The 23,095-nt window shown below is 69.2% G+C and carries 22 protein-coding genes; 10 read left to right on the forward strand and 12 right to left on the reverse strand.

The window, feature by feature from the left end; all coding sequences use genetic code 11:
* Positions 1 to 37: 37 nt before the first annotated feature.
* The 3 genes from nagA (ACFVV0_RS10430) to purU all read right to left on the reverse strand — a co-directional run bounded on the left by nagA (ACFVV0_RS10430) (position 38) and on the right by purU (position 2,516).
* Positions 38 to 1,192: an N-acetylglucosamine-6-phosphate deacetylase gene (nagA, locus tag ACFVV0_RS10430; RefSeq protein ID WP_387062157.1), complete on the reverse strand. Its 1,155-nt coding sequence runs from the start codon at positions 1,190 to 1,192 to the stop codon at positions 38 to 40.
* Positions 1,189 to 1,548, reverse strand: coding sequence for a YrdB family protein (locus ACFVV0_RS10435; RefSeq protein ID WP_387062159.1), 360 nt, complete (start codon positions 1,546 to 1,548; stop codon positions 1,189 to 1,191). Before ACFVV0_RS10435 ends, nagA (ACFVV0_RS10430) begins: the two co-directional genes overlap by 4 nt.
* Positions 1,549 to 1,625: 77 nt before the next feature.
* Complete coding sequence (gene purU / locus ACFVV0_RS10440) at positions 1,626 to 2,516, reverse strand: formyltetrahydrofolate deformylase (RefSeq protein WP_387062162.1); 891 nt, start codon at positions 2,514 to 2,516, stop codon at positions 1,626 to 1,628.
* 82 nt (positions 2,517 to 2,598) lie between these two features.
* Here purU and ACFVV0_RS10445 point away from each other — a divergent pair, with 82 nt between their 5' ends.
* From ACFVV0_RS10445 to ACFVV0_RS10460, 4 genes are all read left to right on the forward strand, one after another.
* Positions 2,599 to 4,074 carry a purine-cytosine permease family protein gene (locus ACFVV0_RS10445; RefSeq protein WP_387062165.1) on the forward strand — a complete coding sequence of 492 codons (1,476 nt, stop codon included), beginning with the start codon at positions 2,599 to 2,601 and terminating at the stop codon, positions 4,072 to 4,074.
* Positions 4,071 to 4,640: a cysteine hydrolase family protein gene (locus ACFVV0_RS10450; protein ID WP_387062168.1), complete on the forward strand. Its 570-nt coding sequence runs from the start codon at positions 4,071 to 4,073 to the stop codon at positions 4,638 to 4,640. Before ACFVV0_RS10445 ends, ACFVV0_RS10450 begins: the two co-directional genes overlap by 4 nt.
* A gap of 171 nt (positions 4,641 to 4,811) precedes the next feature.
* On the forward strand, positions 4,812 to 5,996 hold the full coding sequence (locus ACFVV0_RS10455; protein ID WP_387062171.1) for an MFS transporter: 1,185 nt from the start codon (positions 4,812 to 4,814) through the stop codon (positions 5,994 to 5,996).
* 25 nt (positions 5,997 to 6,021) lie between these two features.
* Complete coding sequence (locus ACFVV0_RS10460; RefSeq protein ID WP_387062173.1) at positions 6,022 to 6,642, forward strand: phosphoribosylanthranilate isomerase; 621 nt, start codon at positions 6,022 to 6,024, stop codon at positions 6,640 to 6,642.
* Here the strand turns inward: ACFVV0_RS10460 and nagA (ACFVV0_RS10465) are convergent.
* Genes nagA (ACFVV0_RS10465) through ACFVV0_RS10490 form a run of 6 tightly spaced genes read right to left on the reverse strand, consistent with a single transcriptional unit; the run spans position 6,639 to position 12,333 of the window.
* The gene (nagA, locus tag ACFVV0_RS10465; RefSeq protein ID WP_387062176.1) at positions 6,639 to 7,799 is read right to left on the reverse strand and encodes an N-acetylglucosamine-6-phosphate deacetylase; all 1,161 of its coding nucleotides are present in this window, start codon (positions 7,797 to 7,799) and stop codon (positions 6,639 to 6,641) included. The genes ACFVV0_RS10460 and nagA (ACFVV0_RS10465) overlap by 4 nt on opposite strands.
* Positions 7,799 to 8,584 (reverse strand): DeoR/GlpR family DNA-binding transcription regulator, encoded by a 786-nt coding sequence (locus ACFVV0_RS10470; protein ID WP_387062179.1) that lies wholly within the window; start codon positions 8,582 to 8,584, stop codon positions 7,799 to 7,801. Before ACFVV0_RS10470 ends, nagA (ACFVV0_RS10465) begins: the two co-directional genes overlap by 1 nt.
* Before the next feature lie 25 nt (positions 8,585 to 8,609).
* Positions 8,610 to 9,476, reverse strand: a complete 867-nt coding sequence (locus ACFVV0_RS10475) for a ketose-bisphosphate aldolase (RefSeq protein WP_387062182.1) — start codon at positions 9,474 to 9,476, stop codon at positions 8,610 to 8,612.
* A 45-nt stretch (positions 9,477 to 9,521) separates the two neighbouring features.
* Complete coding sequence (locus ACFVV0_RS10480) at positions 9,522 to 10,448, reverse strand: 1-phosphofructokinase family hexose kinase (protein WP_387062185.1); 927 nt, start codon at positions 10,446 to 10,448, stop codon at positions 9,522 to 9,524.
* A complete protein-coding gene (locus ACFVV0_RS10485; RefSeq protein WP_387062188.1) occupies positions 10,445 to 11,458 on the reverse strand; it encodes an ROK family protein in 1,014 nt (337 codons plus the stop codon). Before ACFVV0_RS10485 ends, ACFVV0_RS10480 begins: the two co-directional genes overlap by 4 nt.
* On the reverse strand, positions 11,455 to 12,333 hold the full coding sequence (locus ACFVV0_RS10490) for an SIS domain-containing protein (protein ID WP_387063525.1): 879 nt from the start codon (positions 12,331 to 12,333) through the stop codon (positions 11,455 to 11,457). Before ACFVV0_RS10490 ends, ACFVV0_RS10485 begins: the two co-directional genes overlap by 4 nt.
* A 338-nt stretch (positions 12,334 to 12,671) precedes the next feature.
* Between ACFVV0_RS10490 and ACFVV0_RS10495 the strand changes: the two genes are divergently transcribed.
* From ACFVV0_RS10495 to ACFVV0_RS10510, 4 genes are all read left to right on the forward strand, one after another.
* Positions 12,672 to 13,913: an extracellular solute-binding protein gene (locus ACFVV0_RS10495; protein ID WP_387062190.1), complete on the forward strand. Its 1,242-nt coding sequence runs from the start codon at positions 12,672 to 12,674 to the stop codon at positions 13,911 to 13,913.
* 10 nt (positions 13,914 to 13,923) lie between these two features.
* Positions 13,924 to 14,904: a carbohydrate ABC transporter permease gene (locus ACFVV0_RS10500; RefSeq protein WP_387062192.1), complete on the forward strand. Its 981-nt coding sequence runs from the start codon at positions 13,924 to 13,926 to the stop codon at positions 14,902 to 14,904.
* Positions 14,901 to 15,800 carry a carbohydrate ABC transporter permease gene (locus ACFVV0_RS10505; protein ID WP_387062195.1) on the forward strand — a complete coding sequence of 300 codons (900 nt, stop codon included), beginning with the start codon at positions 14,901 to 14,903 and terminating at the stop codon, positions 15,798 to 15,800. Before ACFVV0_RS10500 ends, ACFVV0_RS10505 begins: the two co-directional genes overlap by 4 nt.
* Positions 15,801 to 15,944: 144 nt before the next feature.
* Positions 15,945 to 17,180, forward strand: a complete 1,236-nt coding sequence (locus ACFVV0_RS10510; RefSeq protein ID WP_387062198.1) for a mannosyltransferase family protein — start codon at positions 15,945 to 15,947, stop codon at positions 17,178 to 17,180.
* Here ACFVV0_RS10510 and ACFVV0_RS10515 read toward each other — a convergent pair.
* The 3 genes from ACFVV0_RS10515 to ACFVV0_RS10525 form a co-directional block, all read right to left on the reverse strand.
* A complete protein-coding gene (locus ACFVV0_RS10515) occupies positions 17,171 to 18,112 on the reverse strand; it encodes a hypothetical protein (protein ID WP_387062201.1) in 942 nt (313 codons plus the stop codon). The genes ACFVV0_RS10510 and ACFVV0_RS10515 overlap by 10 nt on opposite strands.
* Positions 18,109 to 18,738, reverse strand: a complete 630-nt coding sequence (locus tag ACFVV0_RS10520) for a MerR family transcriptional regulator (protein WP_387062204.1) — start codon at positions 18,736 to 18,738, stop codon at positions 18,109 to 18,111. The genes ACFVV0_RS10515 and ACFVV0_RS10520 overlap by 4 nt, the downstream gene beginning before the upstream one ends.
* A gap of 97 nt (positions 18,739 to 18,835) precedes the next feature.
* A complete protein-coding gene (locus ACFVV0_RS10525) occupies positions 18,836 to 20,368 on the reverse strand; it encodes a beta-N-acetylhexosaminidase (RefSeq protein ID WP_387062207.1) in 1,533 nt (510 codons plus the stop codon).
* Positions 20,369 to 20,640: 272 nt separating this feature from the next.
* Here ACFVV0_RS10525 and glyA point away from each other — a divergent pair, with 272 nt between their 5' ends.
* Positions 20,641 to 21,966, forward strand: coding sequence for a serine hydroxymethyltransferase (glyA, locus tag ACFVV0_RS10530; protein WP_387062209.1), 1,326 nt, complete (start codon positions 20,641 to 20,643; stop codon positions 21,964 to 21,966).
* Between the two features lie 173 nt (positions 21,967 to 22,139).
* Entirely contained in the window at positions 22,140 to 23,024 is an 885-nt protein-coding gene (locus tag ACFVV0_RS10535; protein ID WP_387062212.1) for a bifunctional methylenetetrahydrofolate dehydrogenase/methenyltetrahydrofolate cyclohydrolase, read from the forward strand.
* Positions 23,025 to 23,095 lie beyond the last annotated feature (71 nt).

The raw sequence follows: 23,095 nt of genomic DNA on the forward strand, positions 1-23,095 counted from the left end.
CCCTCGTTGCGGGATGGGCGTTTCGGGACGGCTTGGGTCAGAGCAGGGGGAGCCCGGCGGCGAAGACCCGGCGGACGGTCCAGTCGTGGTCGAGGATGACCGCGTCGGCCGCGTAGCCCGCGTGGAGGCGGCCGAGGCGGTGGTCTTCGCCGAGCGCGCGCGCCGGAGTGAGGGTGAGCGCTGCGACGGCGTGCACGGGATCCAGGCCCACGAGCGAGACCGCGTTGCGGAGGGCGACGTCTTGCGTGAGGGTCGAGCCGGCGATGGTCGAGGTGCCCGAGAGCACGGCGAGACCGTCGCGCACGGTGACGTTGAGGCCGCCGAGCCGGTAGTCGCCGTCGTGCGCGCCGGCCGCGGCCATCGCATCCGTCACCAGGGCAACACGACCGGGCGCCGCGGTGAAGGCGAGCTTGGCGACCTTCGGATGCACGTGCAGGCCGTCGACGATGAGCTCGAGGGTCACATCGGGGTTCTCGAACGCGGCGACGATGGGGCCGGGGGCGCGGTGGTGGATGCCGTTCATCGCGTTGAAGGCGTGGCCGAGGATGCGGGCGCCCACCTCGAACGCGAGGGCGGCCTGGTCGTAGTCTGCGTCGGTGTGGCCGACCGCGACGACGACGCCGGCCTCGATGAGCACGCCGATGGTCTCGAGCGCGTTCGGAAGCTCGGGGGCGATCGTGGCCACACGCATGGTGCCGCGGGCCGCTCCGATCAGCTCTTCGACCATCTCCGGACCGGGCTCGCGGAGGAAGGCTCCATCGTGCGCCCCACGACGGGAGGGTGCGAGGAACGGGCCCTCGAGGTGCGAGCCGAGGATCAGCGGGTCGACCGCGACCAGATCGGCGACGATCGAGAGGCTCTCTCGGAGCGAGGCGAGCGGGTTGGCGACGTGGCTGACGAGCGAGCGGGTCGTTCCGTGGGCGCGGTGGGTCGCGAGCGCGTCGAGCATCTGCTCGGGACCGTCGTCGAACGGATGCCCGCCACCGCCATGGCAGTGGAGGTCGATGAAGCCGGGTGTGAGCCAGTGGCCGCCCGCGTCGACGACGTCACGGCCGGGACTCTGCGCGGCAGCGTGCCAGCCGGTCCCGCTGCCGGTCGCGATGATGACGCCGTCATCGGCGACGAACCAGAAATCATCGACGAGGCCGTCCGCATCCACTTTGCGGGCGCTGTGGACGACCAGGCCCGTCATCGGAATTCTTTTCGCCCGTTGATGACGCCGCTCACCGCGGCGACGACGGCGAACACGATCGCGATCACCGGCTGACCCAGATCCCACCAGGCGAACGCGGCCGCGGCCATCACGATGACCTCGACGATCGCCCGGCCGAACGGATCGATGTGGAACACGGCTTTCGGCGACCGGAACAGCGCCCAGAGCACGATGGCGATCGCGGGGGCGGCGATGCCGACGACGATGTTCCAGGGCAGCGGCCAGGCCACGAATCCCCAGAAACCGAGCGAGAAGATCGCGAACAACTCCAGCAGGAACCGGAGGATGTCGTTCGGCCCCACCTTCACGTCGTCGGTGCGTCTCGCATCAGTCACGCTCTCATTCTAGGGGCGGTCCGCCGCACGCCGCCGGGCCAAACACCGGTTGCGGCGCACGCCGACCGTGCGCGGGCTCAGCGGAAGATGATCGTGCGTGCGCCGTCGAGCAGGACGCGGTCTTCCGCGAACCACTTGACGGCCTGCGTGAGCGTGCGGCTCTCCTCGTCCTGCCCGATGGCGACGAGCTCGCCCACACTGCGGGAGTGGTCGACGCGCACTACGTTCTGCTCGATGATCGGACCCTCGTCGAGGTCGCTCGTCACGAAATGCGCCGTCGCGCCGATGAGCTTCACACCGCGGGCGTGAGCCTGGCGGTACGGGTTCGCCCCCTTGAAGCCCGGGAGGAAGGAGTGGTGGATGTTGATGGCCCGGCCGGCGAGGCGCTCGCACAGTTCGGGGGAGAGGATCTGCATGTAGCGGGCGAGCACGACCAGTTCGATGTCGTGCTCTTCGACCGCCTCGAGGACTCGAGCCTCGAATCCGGCCTTGCTCTGCGCATCCGTCACCGGTCGCGACTCGAACGGCACCCCGTAGAAGCCGGCCAGGTCGCGCAGCGCCCCGTGGTTGGAGAGCACGAGCGGGATCTGCACCGGCAGCTGTCCGGCGCGCTGGCGGAACAGCAGGTCGTTGAGGCAGTGGGCGGCGGTGGATGCGAGCACCAGCGTGCGCAGCGGACGGCCGACGATGTCGACACGGTGCGACATCCCGAACCTGTCGATCACCGGCGCGAGCGCCTGCTCGAACTCCTCGCGCGTCGCCTCCGACTCGACCTGCAACCGCATGAAGAAGCGACCGGTGTCGGTGCTCGCGAACTGCTGGCTCTCGGTGATGTTGCCGCGGGCCGCGACGATCGCACCAGAGACCGCGTGCACGATGCCGGGCATGTCGGCGCAGCTGAAGGTCAGCACCCAGTGATTCGGCTGGAGCTCGGCGGAAGCAGCGGGCGAGGCGGTCGAGTCGGTCATCAGTTCAGGGTAGCGGGATGCGGTCACGACGTTGTGACGCTGCACCATTGACGCCATGCTCCGCGTGAAGTTGGATCGACGCATGACGAGCGTAGGCGAGAACAGACCCGATGTTCCGAACGCACCCGCCCAGAGCCTGGGCGTGGAGCTGAACGGGCTCAACACCATCCACGAGAGCGAACGCAAAGGGCGGGCGCGCGACCTGTTCTGGCCATGGTTCGGGGCGAACGTCTCGGTGTTCGGGCTGAGCTACGGGTCGTTCCTGCTCGGGTTCGGGATCTCGTTCTGGCAGGCGACCATCATCGGGGTTCTCGGCATCGTGATCTCGTTCCTGCTCTGCGGATTCATCTCGCTCGCCGGAAAGCGCGGGTCGGCGCCGACGATGGTGCTCAGCCGTGCCATGTTCGGCGTGGACGGCAACCGGCTGCCGTCGCTGCTGTCGTGGCTGCTGACCGTCGGCTGGGAGACCGTGCTGACGTCGCTGGCCGTGCTCGCCACCGCGACCGTGTTCACGCAGCTCGGCTGGGAGGGCGGGGTCGCCACGAAGGTCGTCGCGCTGATCGTGGTCGCGGCTCTCATCGTCGCTGCCGGAGTGATCGGTTTCGACCTGATCATGCGGCTGCAGAAGATCATCACGATCGTCACGGGCGTGCTCACGGTGATCTACATCGTGCTGGTGCTCGGCCACATCGACCTCGGCGCGGTCGCAGCCTTGCCCGCGGGCGACGCGCCCCGCGTGATCGGCGGATTCGTGTTCATGCTGACCGGGTTCGGGCTCGGCTGGGTGAACGCCGCCGCCGACTACTCGCGCTACCTCCCGCGGTCGACGCGCAGTTCCGGGGTGGTCGGCTGGACCACATTCGGTGCGGCGCTCGCCCCGGTCATCCTCCTGATCTTCGGTGTTCTTCTCGCCGGTTCGTCGAAGGAGCTGAACACGGCGATCGCGGCCGACCCGATCGGCGCCCTGGCGTCGCTGCTGCCGACCTGGTTCCTGGTGCCGTTCGTGATCGTCGCCGTTCTGGGGCTGGTCGGGGGAGCGGTTCTCGACATCTACTCCTCGGGTCTGGCGCTGCTCAGCGCCGGCCTGCGGGTGCCGCGCTACCTCGCCGCGGGGATCGACGGAATCATCATGATCGCCGGAGCGATCTACGTCGTCTTCTTCGCGACCGACTTCCTCGGGCCGTTCCAGGGCTTCCTGATCACGCTCGGCGTTCCGATCGCGGCCTGGTGCGGGATTTTCATCGCCGACATCCAGCTGCGCAAGCGGGACTACCACGACGAGGAGCTGTACGACCGCCGGGGACGCTACGGGAGCATCCGGTGGCTGCCGATCTCGCTGATCGTGATCGGCACCGTCGTCGGCTGGGGGCTGGTGACCAACGGCTCCGCCGAGTGGCTCAGCTGGCAGGGGTATCTGCTCGGCCCGCTCGGGCTCGGCGGCAAGGAGGGCGACTGGGCGTTCGCGAACCTCGGCGTGCTCGTCGCCCTGCTGATCGGCTACCTCGGCACGCTGATCTTCAGCCGGGCGGCCGTCAAGCGGCAGGAGGAGGCGGCGTGACGGATGCGCGGAGCGAGGAGGACGCGCCGTATCTGGTCGTGATCGACATGCAGCGGGTCTTCGGCGATCCGGCCAGCGGCTGGTTCACGCCGGAGTTCGACCGTGCGGCCGGTGTGATCGAGCGGATGCTGCCCGGCTTCGGCGACAACGTGATCTTCACCCGGTTCGTCGCCCCCGAGCATCCCGAGGGCGCCTGGATCCCCTACTACGAGCAGTGGCCGTTCGCGCTCGTGCCCGCCGACGACGCGCTGTACGACCTCGTCCCGGTGTTCCGCGATCGCGCGCGGACGGTGGTCACCGAGACGACCTTCGGCAAGTGGGGCGGGAACCTCCGTGCCGCGCTCGGCGGGAGTCGCGAGATCGTGCTCGCCGGCGTCTCGACCGACTGCTGCGTACTCTCGACCGCATTGGGGGCGTCGGATGCGGGCGTGCACGTTCGCGTCGCCGCCGACGGATGCGCGGGCCTCAGCGAGACGGACCACCAGCGAGCCCTCGACGCCATGGCGTTGTACGGCCCGCTGATCGAGATCACGGACTCCTCGACCGTGCTCGACGGCATCCGCTAAACTCGATGGTGGTCGCCGGTTGTCGCGCGGCCCTGGGCGCGCACATGGGCGCGTAGTCGACCTGCCGTTCGCGAGACACTCGGAATGGGCGGGGAACGCCGTTCGTTGGACAGTCTCGTCATGTCTGCCACTTCAACGTCGCCGATTTCAGTTGTACCCAAGTTTCCCTGGGTGGGGTTGATCGCGCTCGCCGGAGCCGTGTTCCTCTCGGTCACCAGCGAGATGATCCCGACCGGGCTGCTGCCCGACATGAGCCAGTCGCTGGGCGTCAGCGAGGCTCAGATCGGGCTGCTCGTGACGGTCTTCGCCTTCACCGTGGTCATCACCAGTACGCCGCTCACCGCGCTCACGAAGCGGTGGCCGAGGCACGGGATGATCGTCGGAATCCTCGTCGTGCTGGCCATCAGCAACCTGCTGACCGCCATCGCGCCGAACTACGGCTTCGTGGTCGGCTCACGCATCCTCGGCGGGATCGCGCACGGCATGTTCTGGTCGATCGTCGGAGCGTACGCCGGCCACCTCGTACCCAAGGAGCAGATCGGCCGGGCGGTCTCGATCACACTCGGCGGAGGAACGCTCGCGTTCGTGTTCGGCGTTCCGCTCGGCACGTTCGCCGGTCACGTGTTCGGCTGGCGGCTGTCGTTCGGCTTCCTTGCGGTGCTCATGCTGGTCGGTGCGGTGCTGGTGTGGAGGTTCCTGCCGGCGGTCGAGCGGGAATCGGATGCGCATCCGCGTCGCGAGCGCGGTGCCAAGCGTCCGAAGGACGCGACGGTCGTCGCCGTCGTCATGGTGTGTCTGGTCGCCGCCGTCACGATGATCGGCCACTACGCGTTCTACACGTTCGTGGTGCCGTTCCTGACGGATGCGATGGGCGTTCCGGCGGGCAACGTCGGGGGGCTGCTCTTCTTCTACGGGATCGCGGGTGCGGCCGGTCTGGTGCTTGCCGGGTCCGTGTTCGGTCCGCGGCCGCAGCTGGGACTCATCCTGGCGCTGGTGGTCACCGGGATCTCGGTGGTCGCGCTGTCGGTGTTCGCCGCGATGCCGATCCTGGCCATCGCCGCGTTCGTCGTCTGGGGTCTCGCGTTCGGGGCCCTTCCGCCGCTGCTGCAGACACGGCTGTTGCACACGGCGTCGCCCGCGTTCCGCGACACGTCGAGCGCGCTCTACACGACAGCGTTCAACATCGGGATCGGCGGCGGCGCGCTGCTGGGTTCGATCGTCTACGACATGGGTGGACTGCTGGTGCTTCCGTATGTCTACGTCGGCCTGCTCGTCGTGTCGATCGTGCTCGTGCTCGTGATCGGGCGGATGACCCGCGCTCGCGCGGCGGCGGCGGCGTCGGCGCGCACGGCGTGATCCTGCGGCCGGTAGCCTGAAACTCATGTGGGTGAAGGTGTGCGGGCTCCGCGATCCGGAGTCGGTGGCGGCAGCGGCCGAAGCGGGCGCGGATGCGATCGGTTTCGTCTTCGCGCCGGGCAGCCCGCGCGTCGTCGACGCGACGCTGGCCCGCTCGCTGATCTCCGGCGCATCCGGAACGCTCACGGTGGGGGTGTTCCGCAATCAGCCCATCGCCGAGGTCATCCGTACGGCGGCCGAGGCGGGGGTGGATGCGGTGCAGCTGCACGGTTCGGAGTCGGCCGTCGACCACGAGGCGGTGCGGGCGGCCGGATGGCCGACGATCCGGGCGATGGCGGCGCGCGAGTACACGGCCGAGGTCGACGCGGGCGCGCATCCGTCGGACTATCTGCTGCTCGATGCGCCCGAGCCGGGCGCGGGGGAGCTCTTCGACGGCGCGTACCTGGCACAGCGTCCGCCGAGCCGGCCGTGGGTGCTGGCGGGTGGGCTGGAGCCCGGGAACGTGGCCGGGCGCATCCGCGAGCTGCGGCCCTGGGGTGTCGACGTTTCGAGCGGCGTCGAGACGGCGCCGGGCCGCAAGTCGCCCGCGCTGATCGCCCGGTTCGTGGCGGCCGCTCGGGGCGGCTTCGAACAGGTCGAGGTCTAACGCTCGACCGGCTCGCCTGCGGTCCAGACCTGCAGCACGGTGAAGTCGTCGTCGAGCAGCACGGCGTCGGCGGCGAAGCCGGGGGCCAGGCGGCCGAGGTCGTGGCCGCGGCCGACGGCACCCGCGGGCGTCTCGGTGAGCGCGCGCACGGCATCCTCGACGGTGACGCCGACCTCCAGCACGGCACGGCGTAGGGCCGCGTCGAGCGTCAGGGTCGAGCCGGCGATCGAGCCCCCGTCGGCGAGGCGGGCGATGCCGCTACGCACGGTCACGGCGAGGGAGCCGAGGATGTAGTCGCCGTCGGTGGAGCCCGCCGCGGCCATGGCATCCGTGATCATGGCGACGCGTCCCGGTGCGGCGGCGAAGATCATCCGCACGACCTCGGGATGCACGTGGATGCCGTCGTCGATGATCTCCAGCGTGACGCCCGCCGTGCGGGTGGCGGCGGCGACAGGGCCGGGCGCCCGGTGATGGATCCCGTCCATGCCGTTGAAGGCATGCGTCAGGATGCTCGCCCCGGCCTCGAAGGCGTCGAGGGTCTGCTGGTAGTCGGCGGCGGTGTGCCCGACGGCGACGGCGACGCCCGCGTCGCTGAACGCTCGCACCGCAGCCATCCCGCCGGGGAGCTCCGGCGCCAGCGTGATCTGGCGGAGCGTGCCGTCGGCGGCGGAGAGCAGCCGCTCGATGTCGGTGGGGGCGGCCGGACGCAGCAGTGCCGGATCGTGCGCCCCCTTGTGCGCCACGTCGAGGAACGGGCCCTCGAGGTGACTGCCGAGGATGCGCGGGTCGTCGGGCATGAGGGCGGCGACGGTCGCGACCCGCTCGCACAGGGCATCGACCGGCGCCGTCACGAGCGAGACGACGAACCGCGTGGTGCCGTGCCATTGGTGCAGGTCGAGGGCGGTGCGGATGCTCTCGGCGCCGTCGTCGAAGGATGCGCCTCCGCCGCCGTGCACGTGGATGTCGACGAAGCCGGGAGTGAGCCAGGCTCCGGCCGCGTCGACGACGGTGGTCGACGGGTCGTCGGAGACGGTGGCGCGCCAGCCGTCGCCGGCACCGGTCTCAGCGACCGTTCCGCCCTCGAACCGGACCCAGCCGTCGTGATGGATGCGCCCGCCGGTGACGAGCCGCGCGGAGTGGATGACGGTGGCGGGCATTATGCGACGATGACCTCGATGCCGTGCTCGGCGAAGGCGGCGCGCTGTTCGGCGGTGATGCCGCTGTCGGTGATGAGGGTGCTGAGCACTCGCGGCCCGCTGAGGGTGGCGAACGCCTTGCGCCCGATCTTGCTGGAGTCGGCGACGATGATCGCGCGCGTCGCGCGGCGGGCCATCAGGGAGTTGACGCTGGCCTCGCCCTCGTCGTGCACGGTGGCTCCGACGATCGGGTCGATGCCGTTGACACCGATGAAGGCGATGTCCATGGTGATCTTCTCGAGCACGACGTCGCTGTACGGCCCCACGAGTTCGTAGGAGCGCGCGTGGACCACCCCGCCGGTGACGACCGTCTTGATCTGGGGGCGCATGACGAGCTGAGCGGCGATGTTGATCGCGTTGGTGACCACGGTCAGGTTCGGATGCGGCGACGTCTCCATGAGGTCGGGCCGCGAACCGAGCACGGTCGCCACGGCGGTGCTGGTCGTTCCGCCGACGAGACCGACGACGGCGCCGCGCGGGACGAGGGCGCTCGCCGCCTGGGCGATCCGCAGCTTCTCGGGGGCGTGCTGCTCGCGCTTGTACCGGATGGGCAGGTCGTAGGCCACGGACTGCCCGATCGCGCCGCCGCGCGTACGCGTGAGCAGCTGCTGCGACGCGAGGGCGTCGAGGTCGCGGCGAGCGGTCGCCGCAGACACGTCGAGCTTGAAGACGAGGTCGTCGACCTCCACCTGGCCCGTCTCCGCGAGCAGGTCGAGCACCGCGTTCAACCGTTCCGCCCTGTTCATCGCTGCGCCCTCTGCGTCTGTGTCGTCATCTGGTGGCTCCTTCGCCTGTGCTCGACCCCGACACGGCGAACAGCGTCAGGAGCCGCGCCGCTTCGGACGCCACCGCGGCCCGCCCCTCGCGCAGGTACCTGCGCGAGTCCACGACCTCGGGATGCTCGGCCAGAGAACGGCGCACGGCATCTGTGAAGAAGCCGTTGAGGTGGGTGGAGACGTTGACCTTGGTGATGCCGGAACGGATCGCCGACACGATCGTCTCATCCGACGCCCCCGACGAGCCGTGCAACACGAGGGGAACCGGCACAGCCGTGTAGAGCGCGGCGATCAGGCCGAGGTCGAGGGATGCGGTGCGCTCGGTCATCGCGTGCGAACTCCCGACGGCCACGGCGAGGGCGTCGACGCCGGTCTCGTCGACGAAACGGCGGGCCTCGCCGGGGTCTGTGCGCACTCCCGGTGCGTGCGCACCGTCTTTGCCGCCGATCTCACCGAGCTCGGCTTCGACGAAGACGTCGTTGGCGTGGGCGTACTCGACGACACGGACGGTCGCCTCGACGTTGTGCTCGTAGTCGAGCTTCGCCCCGTCGAACATGACCGAGCCGAACCCGAGGTCGATCGCCTGCCGTGTGAGCTCTTCGTCTTCGGCGTGGTCGAGGTGCACGGCGACGTGGGCCTGCGATGCCGAGGCGATGGCGAGCGTCGCCCGCGCGATCGGCTCGAGACCTCCGTGATACGCGACGCAGTTCTGGGAGATCTGCAGGATCACCGGCAGTCCGGCGTCCTCGGCGGCAGCGGCGAGGGCCTCGGCGGTCTCCAGGTGGATCACGTTGAAGGCGCCGATGCCCGTGCGGTTGGCGAGGGCGGCGTGAAGGAGGTCGGCGGTGGGGATGAGCGGCATCGGGCGGCTTTCTTCGGGCGGTGGTCGGTGGTCGGTGGTCGGTGGTCAGGACGAGAGCACGAGCCGGGACTCCAGCTCGGCGTACGAGGGATCGAGTTCCCCGGCGAGCGGGGCCAGAACGGCGGCGGCCGACCACGCGGTCGCACGCCGCACGATCGTGCCGGGATCGGTGATCCCTGCAGCGAGACAGCTCGCGACGGCAGCGACCCCTGCATCCCCGGCGCCGGTGGCATTGCCTCGCAGCGGTTCCGGCAGTCGCGCGCCGACGACGTCGGGGTCACCGGATGCACTGGTGCCGACCCCGAGCATCCCCGCCTCGCCCAGGGAGACGAGCACGAAGCCGGCGCCGCGTTCCAGCAGTCGCGAGGCCCCAGCGACGGGATCCGACTCACCGGTGCTCTCGCGCAGCTCGCGGCGATTGGGCTTCAGAACGGTCGCGCCCGCTTCGGCGGCGAGCAGGAGGCTCGGACCCGTCGCATCCACGATGCTGGGGATGCCGCGGGCGGACGCGATCGCGACGAGGTGCGCGTAGAAGTCCTCGGGCGCATCCGGGGGCAGGCTGCCCGAGCCGACCAGGCAGGATGCGGGCACAGCGAGACGCTCGACGGCGTCGCCCAGCGCGAACCACTCGGCACGCTCGAGCGGGGCGCCGGTCTCGTTGAAGATCGTGGTGAGCCCGCTGCCGTCGTCGACGATCGCGACGCTGCTGCGGGTCGGAGCGGAGACCGGCACCACCTCGTGCGGCACGCCTCCGGCGAGGAGGTCGTCCACCAGCTGGAGGCCGGTCGGGCCGCCCGCGGTGGTCAGCGCGAACGAGTGCCCGCCGGTCTGGGCGATCACGCGTGCGACGTTGATGCCCTTGCCGCCTGCGCGGGATGCGGGCGCCGGGACGCGGTGCGATTCGCCCACCTCGAGCGACGGCACCCGGTAGGTGAGGTCGATGGCGGGGTTCGGGGTGACGGTGAGGATCACGCCGATGCCCTCTGATGCGCCGGGTGAGTCGAGTCCGCCGCGTGGGCGGCGCGCCCGCCCGCGGCGAGGAGGTCGCGAGCGCGGAGGGCCGCGCCGATGACGCCGGCGTCCTCGCCGATGCTGGCGGGGAGGAGCAGAGGCCGGCGGTGGAAGGTGAGGATCGCGTCCAGCTTGGCGGCCAGTGGCTCGAAGAGCGCGGGACCGGCCTGGGAGAGGCCGCCGCCGATCACGATCGCCTCGGGGGCGAGCAGCGCGACGGTGTGCGAGAGGTCGAGTGCGAGCGCGTCGAGGGCGCTCTCCCAGATGGCGGCCGCGTGCTCGTCGCCGGCGCGGGCACGGTCGAGCACGTCCTTGGCGCCCGCGACAGGGTTGCCCGTGAGGGCCGTGTAGCGGCGGGCGATCGCTGCCGCCGAGGCCACGGCTTCGAGGCAGCCGAAGCCGCCGCACGCGCACTCGGGGCCGTCCGCCACTCGGGAGTGGCCCATCTCGCCGGCCATGCCTCCACCGGCGTGCAACCTGCCGCCGATGAAGATGGCACCCGCGATGCCGGTTCCGATCGCCATGACGACGACGTCGTCGAAGGGAGCCGCTGCGCCGAGGCGATGCTCGGCCTCGCCCGCGCCGCGGACGTCGTGGCTGAACGAGACGGGCAGGCCGATCACGGCCTCAACATTGTCGCGGAACGGGTAGTCGCGCCAGTCGAGGTTCTCGGAGAACACGCCGATGCCGGCCTCGTCGTCGACATGCCCGGGGACGAGCAGACCGGCGGCCAGGGGCTCGACGTCCGGATGCGCGGCGCGGAACCGGGCCGCCAGCTCGCCGACCGCCGCGACCACGGCATCCGCCGTGCGATCGCCGTCATGCGGGGTGGGCCGGCGTTCAAGGGCACGGATGCGCCCTTCGCCGTCGATCAGCGCGGCCTTCATATCCGTGCCGCCGACATCGAAGGCCAGCACGGCGCCGCCGGCACCGAGAACGGCACCGGCAGCGGTCGACGACAGTGAACTCACGAGGCCAGAATGACAGATCGCGTGAGATTGCGGGGGTGGTCCGGGTCGAGATCGAACCGGCGGGCGCGGGCGAGGGCCACACGCTGTGCGCGCACGAGGTCGGCGAGGCCGTCGAGCGAGGAGTTCTCGAAGTGCGCTCCGGTGGTCGCGACGTCGCCGGCCAGGCCCTCGGGGGCTTCTCCGAACATCCAGGTGACGCGGCCGGGAGCAGCGATCGCGATGGGACCGTGGCGGTACTCCTTGGCCGGATACGACTCGGTCCACGACTGGGAGGCCTCGCGCATCTTCAGTGCGGCCTCGTGGGCGAGCCCGACGGTCCAGTTCGTGCCGAGAAAGCTGTACTGGTCGGCCGAGACGAGTGTGTCGGGGAGTTCCTCGTCGACGGCCGCAGCCGCATCCGCGATCGCGCCGTCGAGGTTCTCCCCGAGCGCGGCGCGCACGAACGCGAGCGCGGTCGTGGCGAACCGGGTCTGCACGACCGATCGCTCGTCGGCGAACGGGAGCTTCACGACGTCGTCGACGAGGTCGACGAGCGGGGTCTGCGGATCGCCGACGATCCCGACCGTGCGGGCGCGGCTCCCGGATGCGCGAACCTGGTCGAGCAGCTCGAGCACCTCGGTCGTGGTGCCGGAGCGGGTGATGGCGACGATCGCGTCGTAGTCACGGTCGACGAAGGCCTCGGAGGCGGCGAACGCGTCGGTGATGCCGACGCCGGCGGTCTCGCGCAGCGCGGCGTACGACTGGGCCATGAACCAGGAGGTGCCGCAGCCGACGACGGCGATGCGCTCGCCGGCGGCCGGGAGCAACGCCTGCTCAGTGCGGAGTTCGACGGCGCGCGCCCAGGTCTCGGGCTGCGAGCGCAGTTCGGCCTCCATGTGTGCGCCGAGGTGTGATCGATCCGTCACTGATTCGTCTCCTGTCTCGTGGTGATGTGTCAATGATTGCTTATGAGCGATACGCCTGTCTAGTGATCATCTTCAATCGTTGATCGGCGTTGTATGTCCGCCAGGTCGTCCGCGTGTAAACGCCGTGTAACGATCTTGTCGCCCCTGCTTGACGGATGCGGGCGAGCGCGCAATGATTCGATCATCGATTGAATGCAAGTGTTCGCTACGTTCATAAATCAATCACAAAGCATCATCCCTGACGCACCGTCGCGCAGAATGCACCTCCTTGAAGTGACGGTTCGTTTCATCCGAGAGTGAGGAAGTCAATGAAGAAGTCTCTGCGATGGGGCGCGGCGGTCGCGACCGCAACGGTCGCCACGATGACGCTCGCGTCCTGCGGGTTCGGGGGCGGCTCGAGCAACTCGTCCGGCGACGACAAGTCGCTCACCCTGATGGTCGCCAGCTACTCCGACAACACCAAGTCCGAGTGGCAGCAGATCATCAAGGACTTCGAGGCCAAGAACAGCGACATCAAGGTCAGCCTCGACGTCCAGTCCTGGAACGACATCAACGACGTCATCAAGACGCGGGTGCAGGCGGGAAAGCAGCCCGACATCCTCAACATCGACGCGTTCGCCGGATTCGCATCCGATGACCTGCTGTACCCGGCGAAGGACATCGTCTCGGCGAAGACTCTCGACGACTTCCAGCCGGCGTTCGCGAAGAACGCGAGCATCGACGGCACCCAGTACGGCCTGCCGTTCATCGCATCCGCCCGCGCGCTGTTCTACAACAAGGACATCTTCGCCAAGGCCGGTGTCTCGGCTCCGCCGAAGACCTGGGCCGAGCTCGAAGCCGCGGCCGCCAAGATCAAGGCCTCCGGCGCGATCGGCTACGGCATGCCGCTCGGCAGTGAGGAAGCTCAGGCCGAGACCGCGATCTGGTTCTACGGAGCCGGCGGCGGCTACGGCGACGCGAGCAAGCTGACGATCGACACCCCCGAGAACCTCGAGGGCGCCACCGAGATGCAGAAGCTGATCACCGGCGGTCTCACCGAGCAGAACCCCGGCTCGACCGACCGCACTCCGCTGCTCAACGTGTTCGTGCAGGGCCAGATCGGCATGCAGGTCGGCCTCCCGCCGACCGTCGGTCAGATCAAGGACAAGAACGCGAGCCTCAACTACGGCATCGCGCCCATCCCCACCAAGGACGGTTCGGCCTTCACCCTCGGTGTCGCCGACCACCTGATGGCCTTCAAGAACAAGACCGACAAGACGGCATCGATCAAGAAGTTCCTGGACTACTTCTACTCGAGCGACGTCTACAGCAAGTGGGTCACGGCCGAGGGCTTCCTGCCGACCACCAAGTCGGGAGCGGAGGCGATGGCCTCGAACGAGACCCTCAAGCCGTTCCTCGACCTGCTTCCGGATGCGAAGTTCTACCCGTCGACGAACCCGAACTGGACGGCCGCACAGGGCGCCATCCAGACCCAGATCGGTCAGCTGGGCCAGGGAGCGAGTCCGGCGGAACTGCTGAAGGCGATCCAGGCGAAGGCCGACGGTCAGTAGTCCGCACAGTATGAGTCAGACCATCGATCCAGCATCGACCCCAGCGGAGGCGGCGGACAGCCGCCTCCGCTCCGGGGCGCGCGGCGGCCCTCGGGCCCACCGCCCACCGGGCGCAGCAGCGTCCGACCTCTTCCGTGCCGTTCCGTGGACACTGCCCGCGCTCATCCTGATCTTCGGTGTCGTGCTCTTCCCGGCCGGCTACATGATCTTCAACTCGACCAGGCGCATCTCGGTGGCCGGCGTCGACCACGGCTCGGTCGGCTTCGCCAACTACGCGACCGTGCTCTCGCGCCCGGAGCTTCCGGGCATCCTGTTCAACACGCTGCTCTGGGTCGTGTCCGTGGTCGTGATCACCGTGGTGATCTCGCTCGCGCTCGCGCAGTTCCTCAACAAGAACTTCCCGGGCCGGCAGTGGGTGCGCATGGCGATCCTGATCCCTTGGGCAGCGAGCGTCGTGATGACCACCACGGTGTTCGTGTACGGCCTCGACCCGTTCTACGGCATCATCAACAAGTTCCTGGTGGATGTGCACATCCTCGCCGAGCCGTTCGGGTTCACGAAGGAGCCGGTGCCGGCGTTCCTGTCGTCCATCGCGATCGCGGTGTTCGTATCGCTGCCGTTCACGACGTACACGCTGCTCGCGGGGCTTGCGGGCATCTCGGGGGACATGCTCGAGGCGGCGAAAGTCGACGGGGCGGGCGCCGCGCGCACCTACTTCGGCGTCACCCTGCCGAACCTTCGCGGCGCGATCGCGCTCGCCAGCCTGATCAACATCATCAACGTGTTCAACTCCCTGCCGATCCTCAAACTGATGACCGGCTCGATCCCGGGCTACAAGGCGGACACGACGACGACCTACGTGTTCAAGCTGTTGCAGGGCGAACAGCGGATCGACCTCTCGAGCGCGCTCAGCGTGATCAACTTCGTGATCGTGCTCGTGGTCGTCGCCCTCTACCTCTGGGTCGTCAAGCCGATGAAGGAGGTCGCGTGACCGCGCCCGCCCCCACGCTCATCGCCCCGGTCCAGCGCGAGCCGCGTACGCGCCGGCCGAGCGACTCCCGCATCACGGGCCGCGTCGTCGGCCGGATGGTCGCCGGGCTGATCATCGCGCTCATCTTCGTCATCCCGTACCTGATCATGCTGATCGGCTCGTTCAAGAGCCGGTTCAACATCCTGACGGTGCCGCCGACGTACTGGCCGACCGAGTGGCATCCGGAGAACTACATCACGATGTGGTCGACACCCGAGACGCCGCTGCCCCAGAACCTGATCTCGACCATCGTCATCTCGGTGTTCGCGACGGCGCTCGTGCTGCTGGTCTGCGTGCCCGCCGCGTACTACACGGCCCGGTTCCGCTTTCCCGGGCGGGGAGTGTTCCTCTTCCTGGTGATCGTGACGCAGATGCTGCAGCCGACCGTGCTGGCGACCGGTCTCTTCAAGGAGATGGTCGCGCTCGGACTCAACGACACCTGGCTCGCGATGATCCTGATCAACGCCGCGTTCAACCTGGCGTTCGCGATCTGGATCATGCACAACTTCTTCGCCGGAGTGCCGAAAGAGATCGACGAGGCGGCTCAGCTCGACGGCGCCGGCAAGTGGACCGTGCTGTTCCGTGTGCAGCTCCCGCTGGTCTGGCCGGGAATCGTCACCGCGATCATCTACACGTTCGTCGCGTCGTGGAACGAGTTCGCGGCGAGCCTCGTGATCCTGTCGACCGATGGGAACCAGCCGCTCTCGGTGGCCCTCACCAAGTTCGTCGGCCAGTACGACGCGGCCTGGCAGTACGTGTTCGCCGTGTCCGTGGTCGCGGTCATCCCGGTCGTGGTGCTGTTCATGCTCATCGAGAAGCGCCTGGTCGGCGGACTCACGCAGGGCAGCGTCAAGTAGGCCGGGAGCCGATCAAGCTGGATACGGGGTGCCGGCTCGCGTGGCGCGATGCGGCACCCCGGATCCGATTCCGCGCGGCGAGCGCGCGCGACGGGCGTACGATCGCGTTGGAATGAACGCGCAAGTCTTGGCAGACTGAGTCGAATGGGTGTGAAGGAACGGATCGGCGTGCTCACTGAGGGGGTCGTGGCCACTCGGGCGCGCATCCGGGTCGCCGGACGCGAGTACCGCTGGTGGGTCGTCGTGCTGGTCGTGTTCGCGGCCTCGCGGGTGTTCACCACTACGCTCATGCTCACGCTGTTCGTCGCAGCCTCGGCGGGGCACTGGCATTTCGAGAGCTCGCGCGCGGATCCGAGCTTCTTCACGTTCTCCGGCTCGTGGGATGCGTCGTACTACCGCCGCATCGCCGAGCACGGCTATCCGACGGTCATCCCCACCGACGCCGACGGGAACGTGGTGCAGAACGCCTGGGCGTTCCTGCCGCTGTTCCCCTGGATCATCCGCGGGCTGACGTTCGTCACGGGGCTCGGGTTCTACCCGGCGGCGGTGATCGTCGCGACCGTGTTCGGCGCCGCAGCGACGCTGGTGCTCTACCGGCTCGTCGCATCGCGCGTCGGGCCGACAAGCGGACTCTGGGCCGTGCTCCTGTTCAGCTTCGGACCGCTCTCGTTCGTGCTGCAGGTGGCGTACGCCGAGAGTCTGTTCTTCTTCCTCATGTTCTCCGCCCTCTGGGCGATGATGTCCCGCCGCTACTGGTGGATCATCCCGCTCGGTGTCGCTGCAGCGTTCACGAAGCCGGGGGAGCTGGCGCTGCCGCTCGCGCTCGCCGTGGTCTTCGTGGTGCGGTTCGTCCAGTGGCGCCGGGCGCGCATCCCCTTCCCCGGGCGCGAGCGGGCGGCGATGATCGTGGCGGGTGTCGTGACCGCAGTGGCGGGGTTCGCCTGGCCGGTCATCGCCACCGCTGTCACCGGCTTTCCGGATGCGTACGTCAAGACCGAGTTGTCGTGGTGGACAGGCTTCGTCGGTCGGGTCGAGTTCGTGCCGCTGACGCCCTGGCTGCTGTTCACCTGGAAGTACGCGGGGGTGTTCGGTGCCTTGCTGGTCGCCGTCGTGATCGCGGCGTTCGTGTGGATGCTGACCCGGCCGTCCGTTCGCGCCCTCGGAGTCGAAGTCATCGCGTTCTCGGCGAGCTATGCCCTGTACCTGTTCGCCGTCTTCCTGCCGCAGCAGAGCCTGTTCCGGCTGCTGATGCCGCTGGCCCCGCTCGGCGGTGCGCCCGGGCTGACGCACAACCGGAGGGCACGGATGATCGTGCTGATCTGCGGGATCGCGTTGCAGCCGGTCGCGCTCCTGCTGCTCTGGTACCTCGGCTACCCCTGAATCGCGGGCTCGCGGCGACGGAGTCGGGTAGTGGTCGCCGGGACGGCGATGACCGCGGCGAGCGCTGAGGCCGCGATTGCGCATCCCGCGACCAGGAAGACGCCGTCGGGGTGCACGATCGACTGGCCGGCGAGGGCTTGGAAGGTCACCAGGACGAGGACCGCCGCGTAGGTCGCGGTCGCGACGACGACGAGGGCGAACCGGGTGCGGTCGTCGGCAAGCACCCTCCAGCGCCGGCCGAGCCAGCCGAGCAGGATGGCGAAGAGGGGCAGCAGCTGCAGGGCGTGCATCCCGATGAAGTGGGGGATGCGCAGGTCGCCTCCGACGGTGCTCCAGCCGAGGAGGGGCAGACCCGGACCGCCGTCGTCGAGGCCCACCGTGTGCGCGCCGGCGATTCCCCGGAAGTCGGCCAGCTGGGCCGCGGTCGGGCCGGTCATCAGGTACGCGAGCCCCATTCCGGCGAGCGCGATCAGGGCGCCGGCGCGCACGGCGAACGTCAGCGACGGGGTCGGCAGGCGCAGGAAGAAGACGAGGACGGTCGTGAGGAACGTGCACACGTAGAGCACCGTGATCGAGACCGCCATGACGGCCCAGACCGTCGTCGCGAACCCGCTGGAGACGTTGAAGTGGCTGGTCGTGCCGGCCGCGGCGGCGCCGACGATCAGGGCCTGCTCGACGATCAGGGCGACCGCGACGACCGTGCCCGTGACGTGTGCGACGCGGCGCCACTTCGGCAGGTGCGCGATGAGCCAGGCCCACGTGATGCAGTAGAGGAAGATCGACAGCGAGAACTTGAGCGGCTTGAGCCAGGTGTCGACGCCCGTGACCTGCCGGTGGTCGACGGCGACGCCGACGAGGCAGATGACGGTGCAGAGCACCATGAGCGCGGCGACCGTCATCAGAGGACGGTGCCAGGCGAAGACGGTCTTCATGGGAGTCGCCTTTCAGAAGTGACGTGGGCCTGCGCGATCCGTCGCAGGCCGAGGGAGAGGGAGTCGCCGAGCACGGTGCCGACCACCATGAGCTCGGCCATGTCGGACGGGTCGGCGAGCTCGCCGACCGCGGTCAGGTCGGCGGAGGCCACGCGCTGGGCCGCATCCGCATACGCGTCGAGGTAGGAGTCGGGGAGTTCGTAGCCGGCGTTGGCGAAGGCATCGACGGCCTGGGCGGCGATGCCGCGGCCGACATTGTCGTGGCAGTCCGCTGCCCAGCCGACGCGGTCGATGAGCGCGTCGACCCGATCGAGCGCGCGGGCGGACGGCGCGGAGGTGTCGGAGGCCGTGCTGCGGGCGAGGGCCCGCTGCGCGACCTCGAAGGTCTCGGCGATGGGCGCATCCGGTCGATCGAGTGCTGCGAGCACCTGGCCGATCGAGCCGATGGACAACCTGCCGACCTCGAGCATCGCGCGGATGAGCCGCAATCGGTGTGCGTGCTCCTCGGTGTATTCGGTGCGGTTGCCGCCGACGCGCTCGCCGGCGGGCAGGAGGCCCTCGCGCACGTAGAACTTGATGGTGGCGGCGGGGGTGCCCGACGTGGAGGCGAGTTCGGAGATGATCACGCACTGATAGTAACACTACCGGTAGCGCCACTACCAGTTAAATCGGTGCCTGATCGCGCCGGGCCCCAACGCTGTCCGGGGTCGGGCGCGCCGTCGGCTAGACCGTGACGGACTCGCGCCAGGGGACCTCCGGCACGCGCCGGAAGTTCGTCCCCGCAGCGGCCCAGTGCTGGCCGAGGGCGGCGAGCCGCGGCGCGAACGCGTCGAAGTCGCGGGCCGTCTCCACGCTCTCGGTGTCGGTGGGGGCGGTCGACCAGCCCACCTCGGCCACGGCGGCCAGGCGGGGGAAGACCATCTCCTCGACGTCGTCGATGGTAGCGAGGGTCTCGGTCCAGACGGGGGCCTCGACGCCGAGGATGTGCGCATCCCCGAGCCCGGGAACGATGCGCGCCGGGTCCCAGACGTAGGCTCCGCGCACGGTGGTCGGGCCGTCGGCCCAGTCCTGGCCGAGCCGGTCACCGTCTTCGTACACGATGTCGAGGTAGGCGACGTCGGCGGGGGACATGATCACGGCGCCGCCCTGGCGCACGAACGACAGCGTCTCGTCGGCGGACGAGCCGCGGGGAACGACGAAGTCCCAGTACTGGCCGACCGTTCCCTCGGGAAGCTGGTCGCTCGTGCCCATCTCGTGCCAGCCTGCGGGCGTCTTGCCGGTGGCGGCGACGAGTGCTGCGGCGTGCGCGATGAACGTCAGGAAGTCGGCGGGCGAGGTGCTCAGGCACTCGTCTCCGCCGATGTGCAGGTACGGGCCAGGCGTCAGCGCCGCGACCTCGCCGATGACGTCGGCGAGAAAGCGCTTCGTGGTCTCGTCGTCGCTCAGCAGGGTGCTGAAGCCGACCTTCGAGCCCGTGTAGAGCAAGGGCGCGATACCGGATGCGTTCAGCTCGGGATACGACGCGAGTGCCGCGTTCGTGTGGCCGGGCATGTCCAGCTCGGGAACGATGGTCACCTGGCGTGCCGCGGCGTAGGCGACCAGGTCGCGGAATTCGTCCTGCGTGTAGAACCCGCCCGCGCTGCCGTCACTGCCGGTTGAGGCGCCGTGCGCCGTGAGGTTCGGCCAGCTCTCGATGTGGATGCGCCAGCCCTGGTCGTCGGTCAGGTGCAGGTGCAGGTGGTTCACCTTGAGGAGCACGATGGCGTCGATGAAGCGCTTGACCTCATCCGGGGTGAAGAAGTGGCGGGCGACGTCGAGCATGGCGCCGCGGTAGCCGAAGCGGGGATGGTCGTGGATGCTCACGGGCGCGATCGTCAGCGGATCGGATGCGCACTCCACCGGAACGAGCTGGCGAAGGGTCTGCACGCCCCAGAAGGCACCGGCCGCGCTGGCCGCGCCGATCCTCACACCCTCCGCGGTGACTGCGAGGCTGTAGCCCTCGGCCCGGTGCGGCTCGGGGGTCTCGTCGGGGGCGATCACGATCGCGATGTCGCCGTAGGCGGGCGGCTCGTGGACGATCGACAGGTCGCGCCGGCAGTCGGATGCGAGCTCGGCGACGAGCAGCTCGGCCACGTCGGCGGCACCCGCACCGGCAACGCTCACGCGCGCGCCGGGGGCGAGAGTGAATGGCGCCCCGTCCAGTCGTTCAGCCTCCACCGGCCGCGGAATCACCGGGACATCGTCGTTCGCGGACACGCGTTCTCCTTCTGCTGGGTAAGAGCTTGGGGGTAGGAGGCCGACGCTGCCCGCCCGCGGGACGGCCAAGAGCGAGTATTGCAGGGCTCCTAACTAATGAGCAAGGTCTAGACCGGGCAGCGGCCTTTGCTAAGCTGGGCCGCGTCGCGACTGGCGCTCAAATGGTCACCATTGGGGAGCGACAAAAGCCTTTGATCAGCGGGGGCGGATTCGGCCGCGCGCCTGGGTCGACATGGAATCCTGTTCCCATCCCTGTCATTAAGGAGCCAGTTTTGACTGACACTCTTCCCTCCAGCTTCACCGCTCCCCTCGCGGAGGTCGATCCCGAGATCGCCGAGGTGCTGCAGCTCGAGCTCGGCCGTCAGCGCGACTACCTCGAGATGATCGCATCCGAGAACTTCGTACCGCGCGCGGTGCTCGAATCGGTCGGCTCGGTGCTGACCAACAAGTACGCCGAGGGCTACCCCGGCCGCCGCTACTACGGCGGCTGCGAGTATGTGGACATCGCCGAGCAGCTCGCCATCGACCGGGCGAAGAGCCTGTTCAACGCCGAGTACGCGAACGTTCAGCCGCACTCCGGCGCGAGCGCCAACGCGGCCGTGCTGTCGGCGATCGCCACGCCGGGCGACACCATCCTCGGTCTCGAGCTCGCCCACGGCGGCCACCTGACCCACGGCATGAAGCTCAACTTCTCGGGCAAGCTCTACAACGCCGTGTCGTACGGAGTCGACCCCGAGTCCTTCCTCGTCGACATGAACGTCGTGCGCGACAAGGCGCTCGAGCACAAGCCGCAGGTCATCATCGCCGGCTGGTCGGCATACTCGCGGCACCTCGACTTCGCCGCCTTCCGCGCCATCGCCGACGAGGTGGGCGCGAAGCTGTGGGTGGACATGGCGCACTTCGCCGGTCTCGTGGCTGCTGGACTGCATCCCTCGCCCGTCCCCTTCGCCGATGTCGTCAGCTCGACCGTGCACAAGACCATCGGCGGACCCCGCTCGGGCTTCATCGTGGCGCGTGACACCGAGCTCGCCAAGAAGCTCAACTCCAACGTGTTCCCGGGTCAGCAGGGCGGCCCGCTCATGCACGTGATCGCCGCCAAGGCGACCGCGTTCAAGCTCGCAGCGACAGACGAGTTCCGCGACCGGCAGGAGCGCACCATCCGGGGCGCCCAGATCCTCGCCGACCGCCTCACCGCAGACGACTCGCGCGCGGGCGGCGTGGATGTGCTCACCGGCGGAACCGACGTGCACCTCGTGCTCGCCGACCTGCGCAACTCGCAGCTCGACGGCAAGCAGGCGGAAGACGTGCTGCACGAGGTCGGCATCACCGTCAACCGCAACGCGGTCCCGTTCGATCCCCGCCCGCCGATGGTCACGTCGGGTCTGCGCATCGGCACGCCGGCGCTCGCGACCCGCGGGTTCGGCGACGCCGAGTTCGTCGAGGTCGCCGAGATCATCGCCGCTGCGCTGCAGCCGGGTGCCGACACCGCGGGACTGCGCGCGCGCGTCGCGACCCTCACGGGCGCCTTCCCGCTCTACCCCGGGCTGACCCCGTCTGGCCAGGACGCGTTCGAGGTCGAGCTCCCCTCCTCGATCTGACCGCTCTGCCGCAGTCGAGTCCGCGAGAAGTACTCGCCGAGTACGCGCGAACTCGCCTGAAACGGCTCGAGTACACGGACAATTCGTGGACTCGGCGGATGGCATGGGGATTGGGAGAGCTCGGAGAGCTGGGAGAGCTGGGAGAGCTGGGAAGAGTGAGGGAGAGGGAGAGTATGACCGCGCGAATTTTGGATGGGAAGAAGACGGCCGGGGAGATCAAGGCCGAACTGAAGGTGCGGGTGGACGATCTGCGCGAGCGCGGCGTCGTGCCCGGCCTCGGCACGGTGCTCGTCGGTGACGACCCCGGCTCGCAGTGGTACGTCGCAGGCAAGCACCGCGACTGTGCGGAGGTCGGCATCTCGTCGATCCGCCGCGACCTGCCGGCGGACGTCTCGCAGGCCGAGCTGGAGGCCGTGATCGAGGAGCTGAACGGCGACCCGGACTGCACCGGGTTCATCGTGCAACTGCCGCTGCCCCCGCACATCGACACCGATGCGATCCTCGAGCTGGTGGATCCGGCGAAGGATGCGGACGGCCTGCACCCGACGAACCTCGGCCGCCTCGTGCTCAACGTCAACCGGCCGATCACCACGCCGCTGCCGTGCACGCCGCGCGGAGTGATCGACCTGATGCAGCGACACGGCATCGACCTGAACGGCAAGGATGTGGTGGTCGTCGGCCGCGGCGTCACCGTCGGCCGTGCGATCGGCTCGTTGCTCACCCGCCGCGACGTCAATGCGACCGTCACGCTGACCCACACCGGCACCGTCGACCTGGATGCGCACCTGCGTCGCGCCGACGTGATCGTCGCCGCCGCGGGGGTGGCCGGTCTCGTCACTGCTGCGAACGTCAAGCCGGGTGCGATCGTGCTCGATGTCGGTGTGAGCCGCATCGAGGACCCGGTCACCGGCAAGAGCCGGGTCGCGGGGGATGTGGCTGCGGATGTGGCGGAGGTCGCATCCTGGATCTCGCCCAACCCGGGCGGTGTCGGCCCGATGACGCGCGCGCTGCTCCTGCAGAACGTGGTGGAGTCGGCCGAGCGGGCTCTGGCAGAGTAAGCAGGCGCCGAGTCGCGGCAGATCGACCTTCCCAGAGCTCGGGAACGTCGATTCGCCGCGACTCGGCAGAT

It is taken from the genome of Leifsonia sp. NPDC058230 (genome assembly GCF_042882245.1).
Lineage (GTDB): Bacteria > Actinomycetota > Actinomycetes > Actinomycetales > Microbacteriaceae > Leifsonia.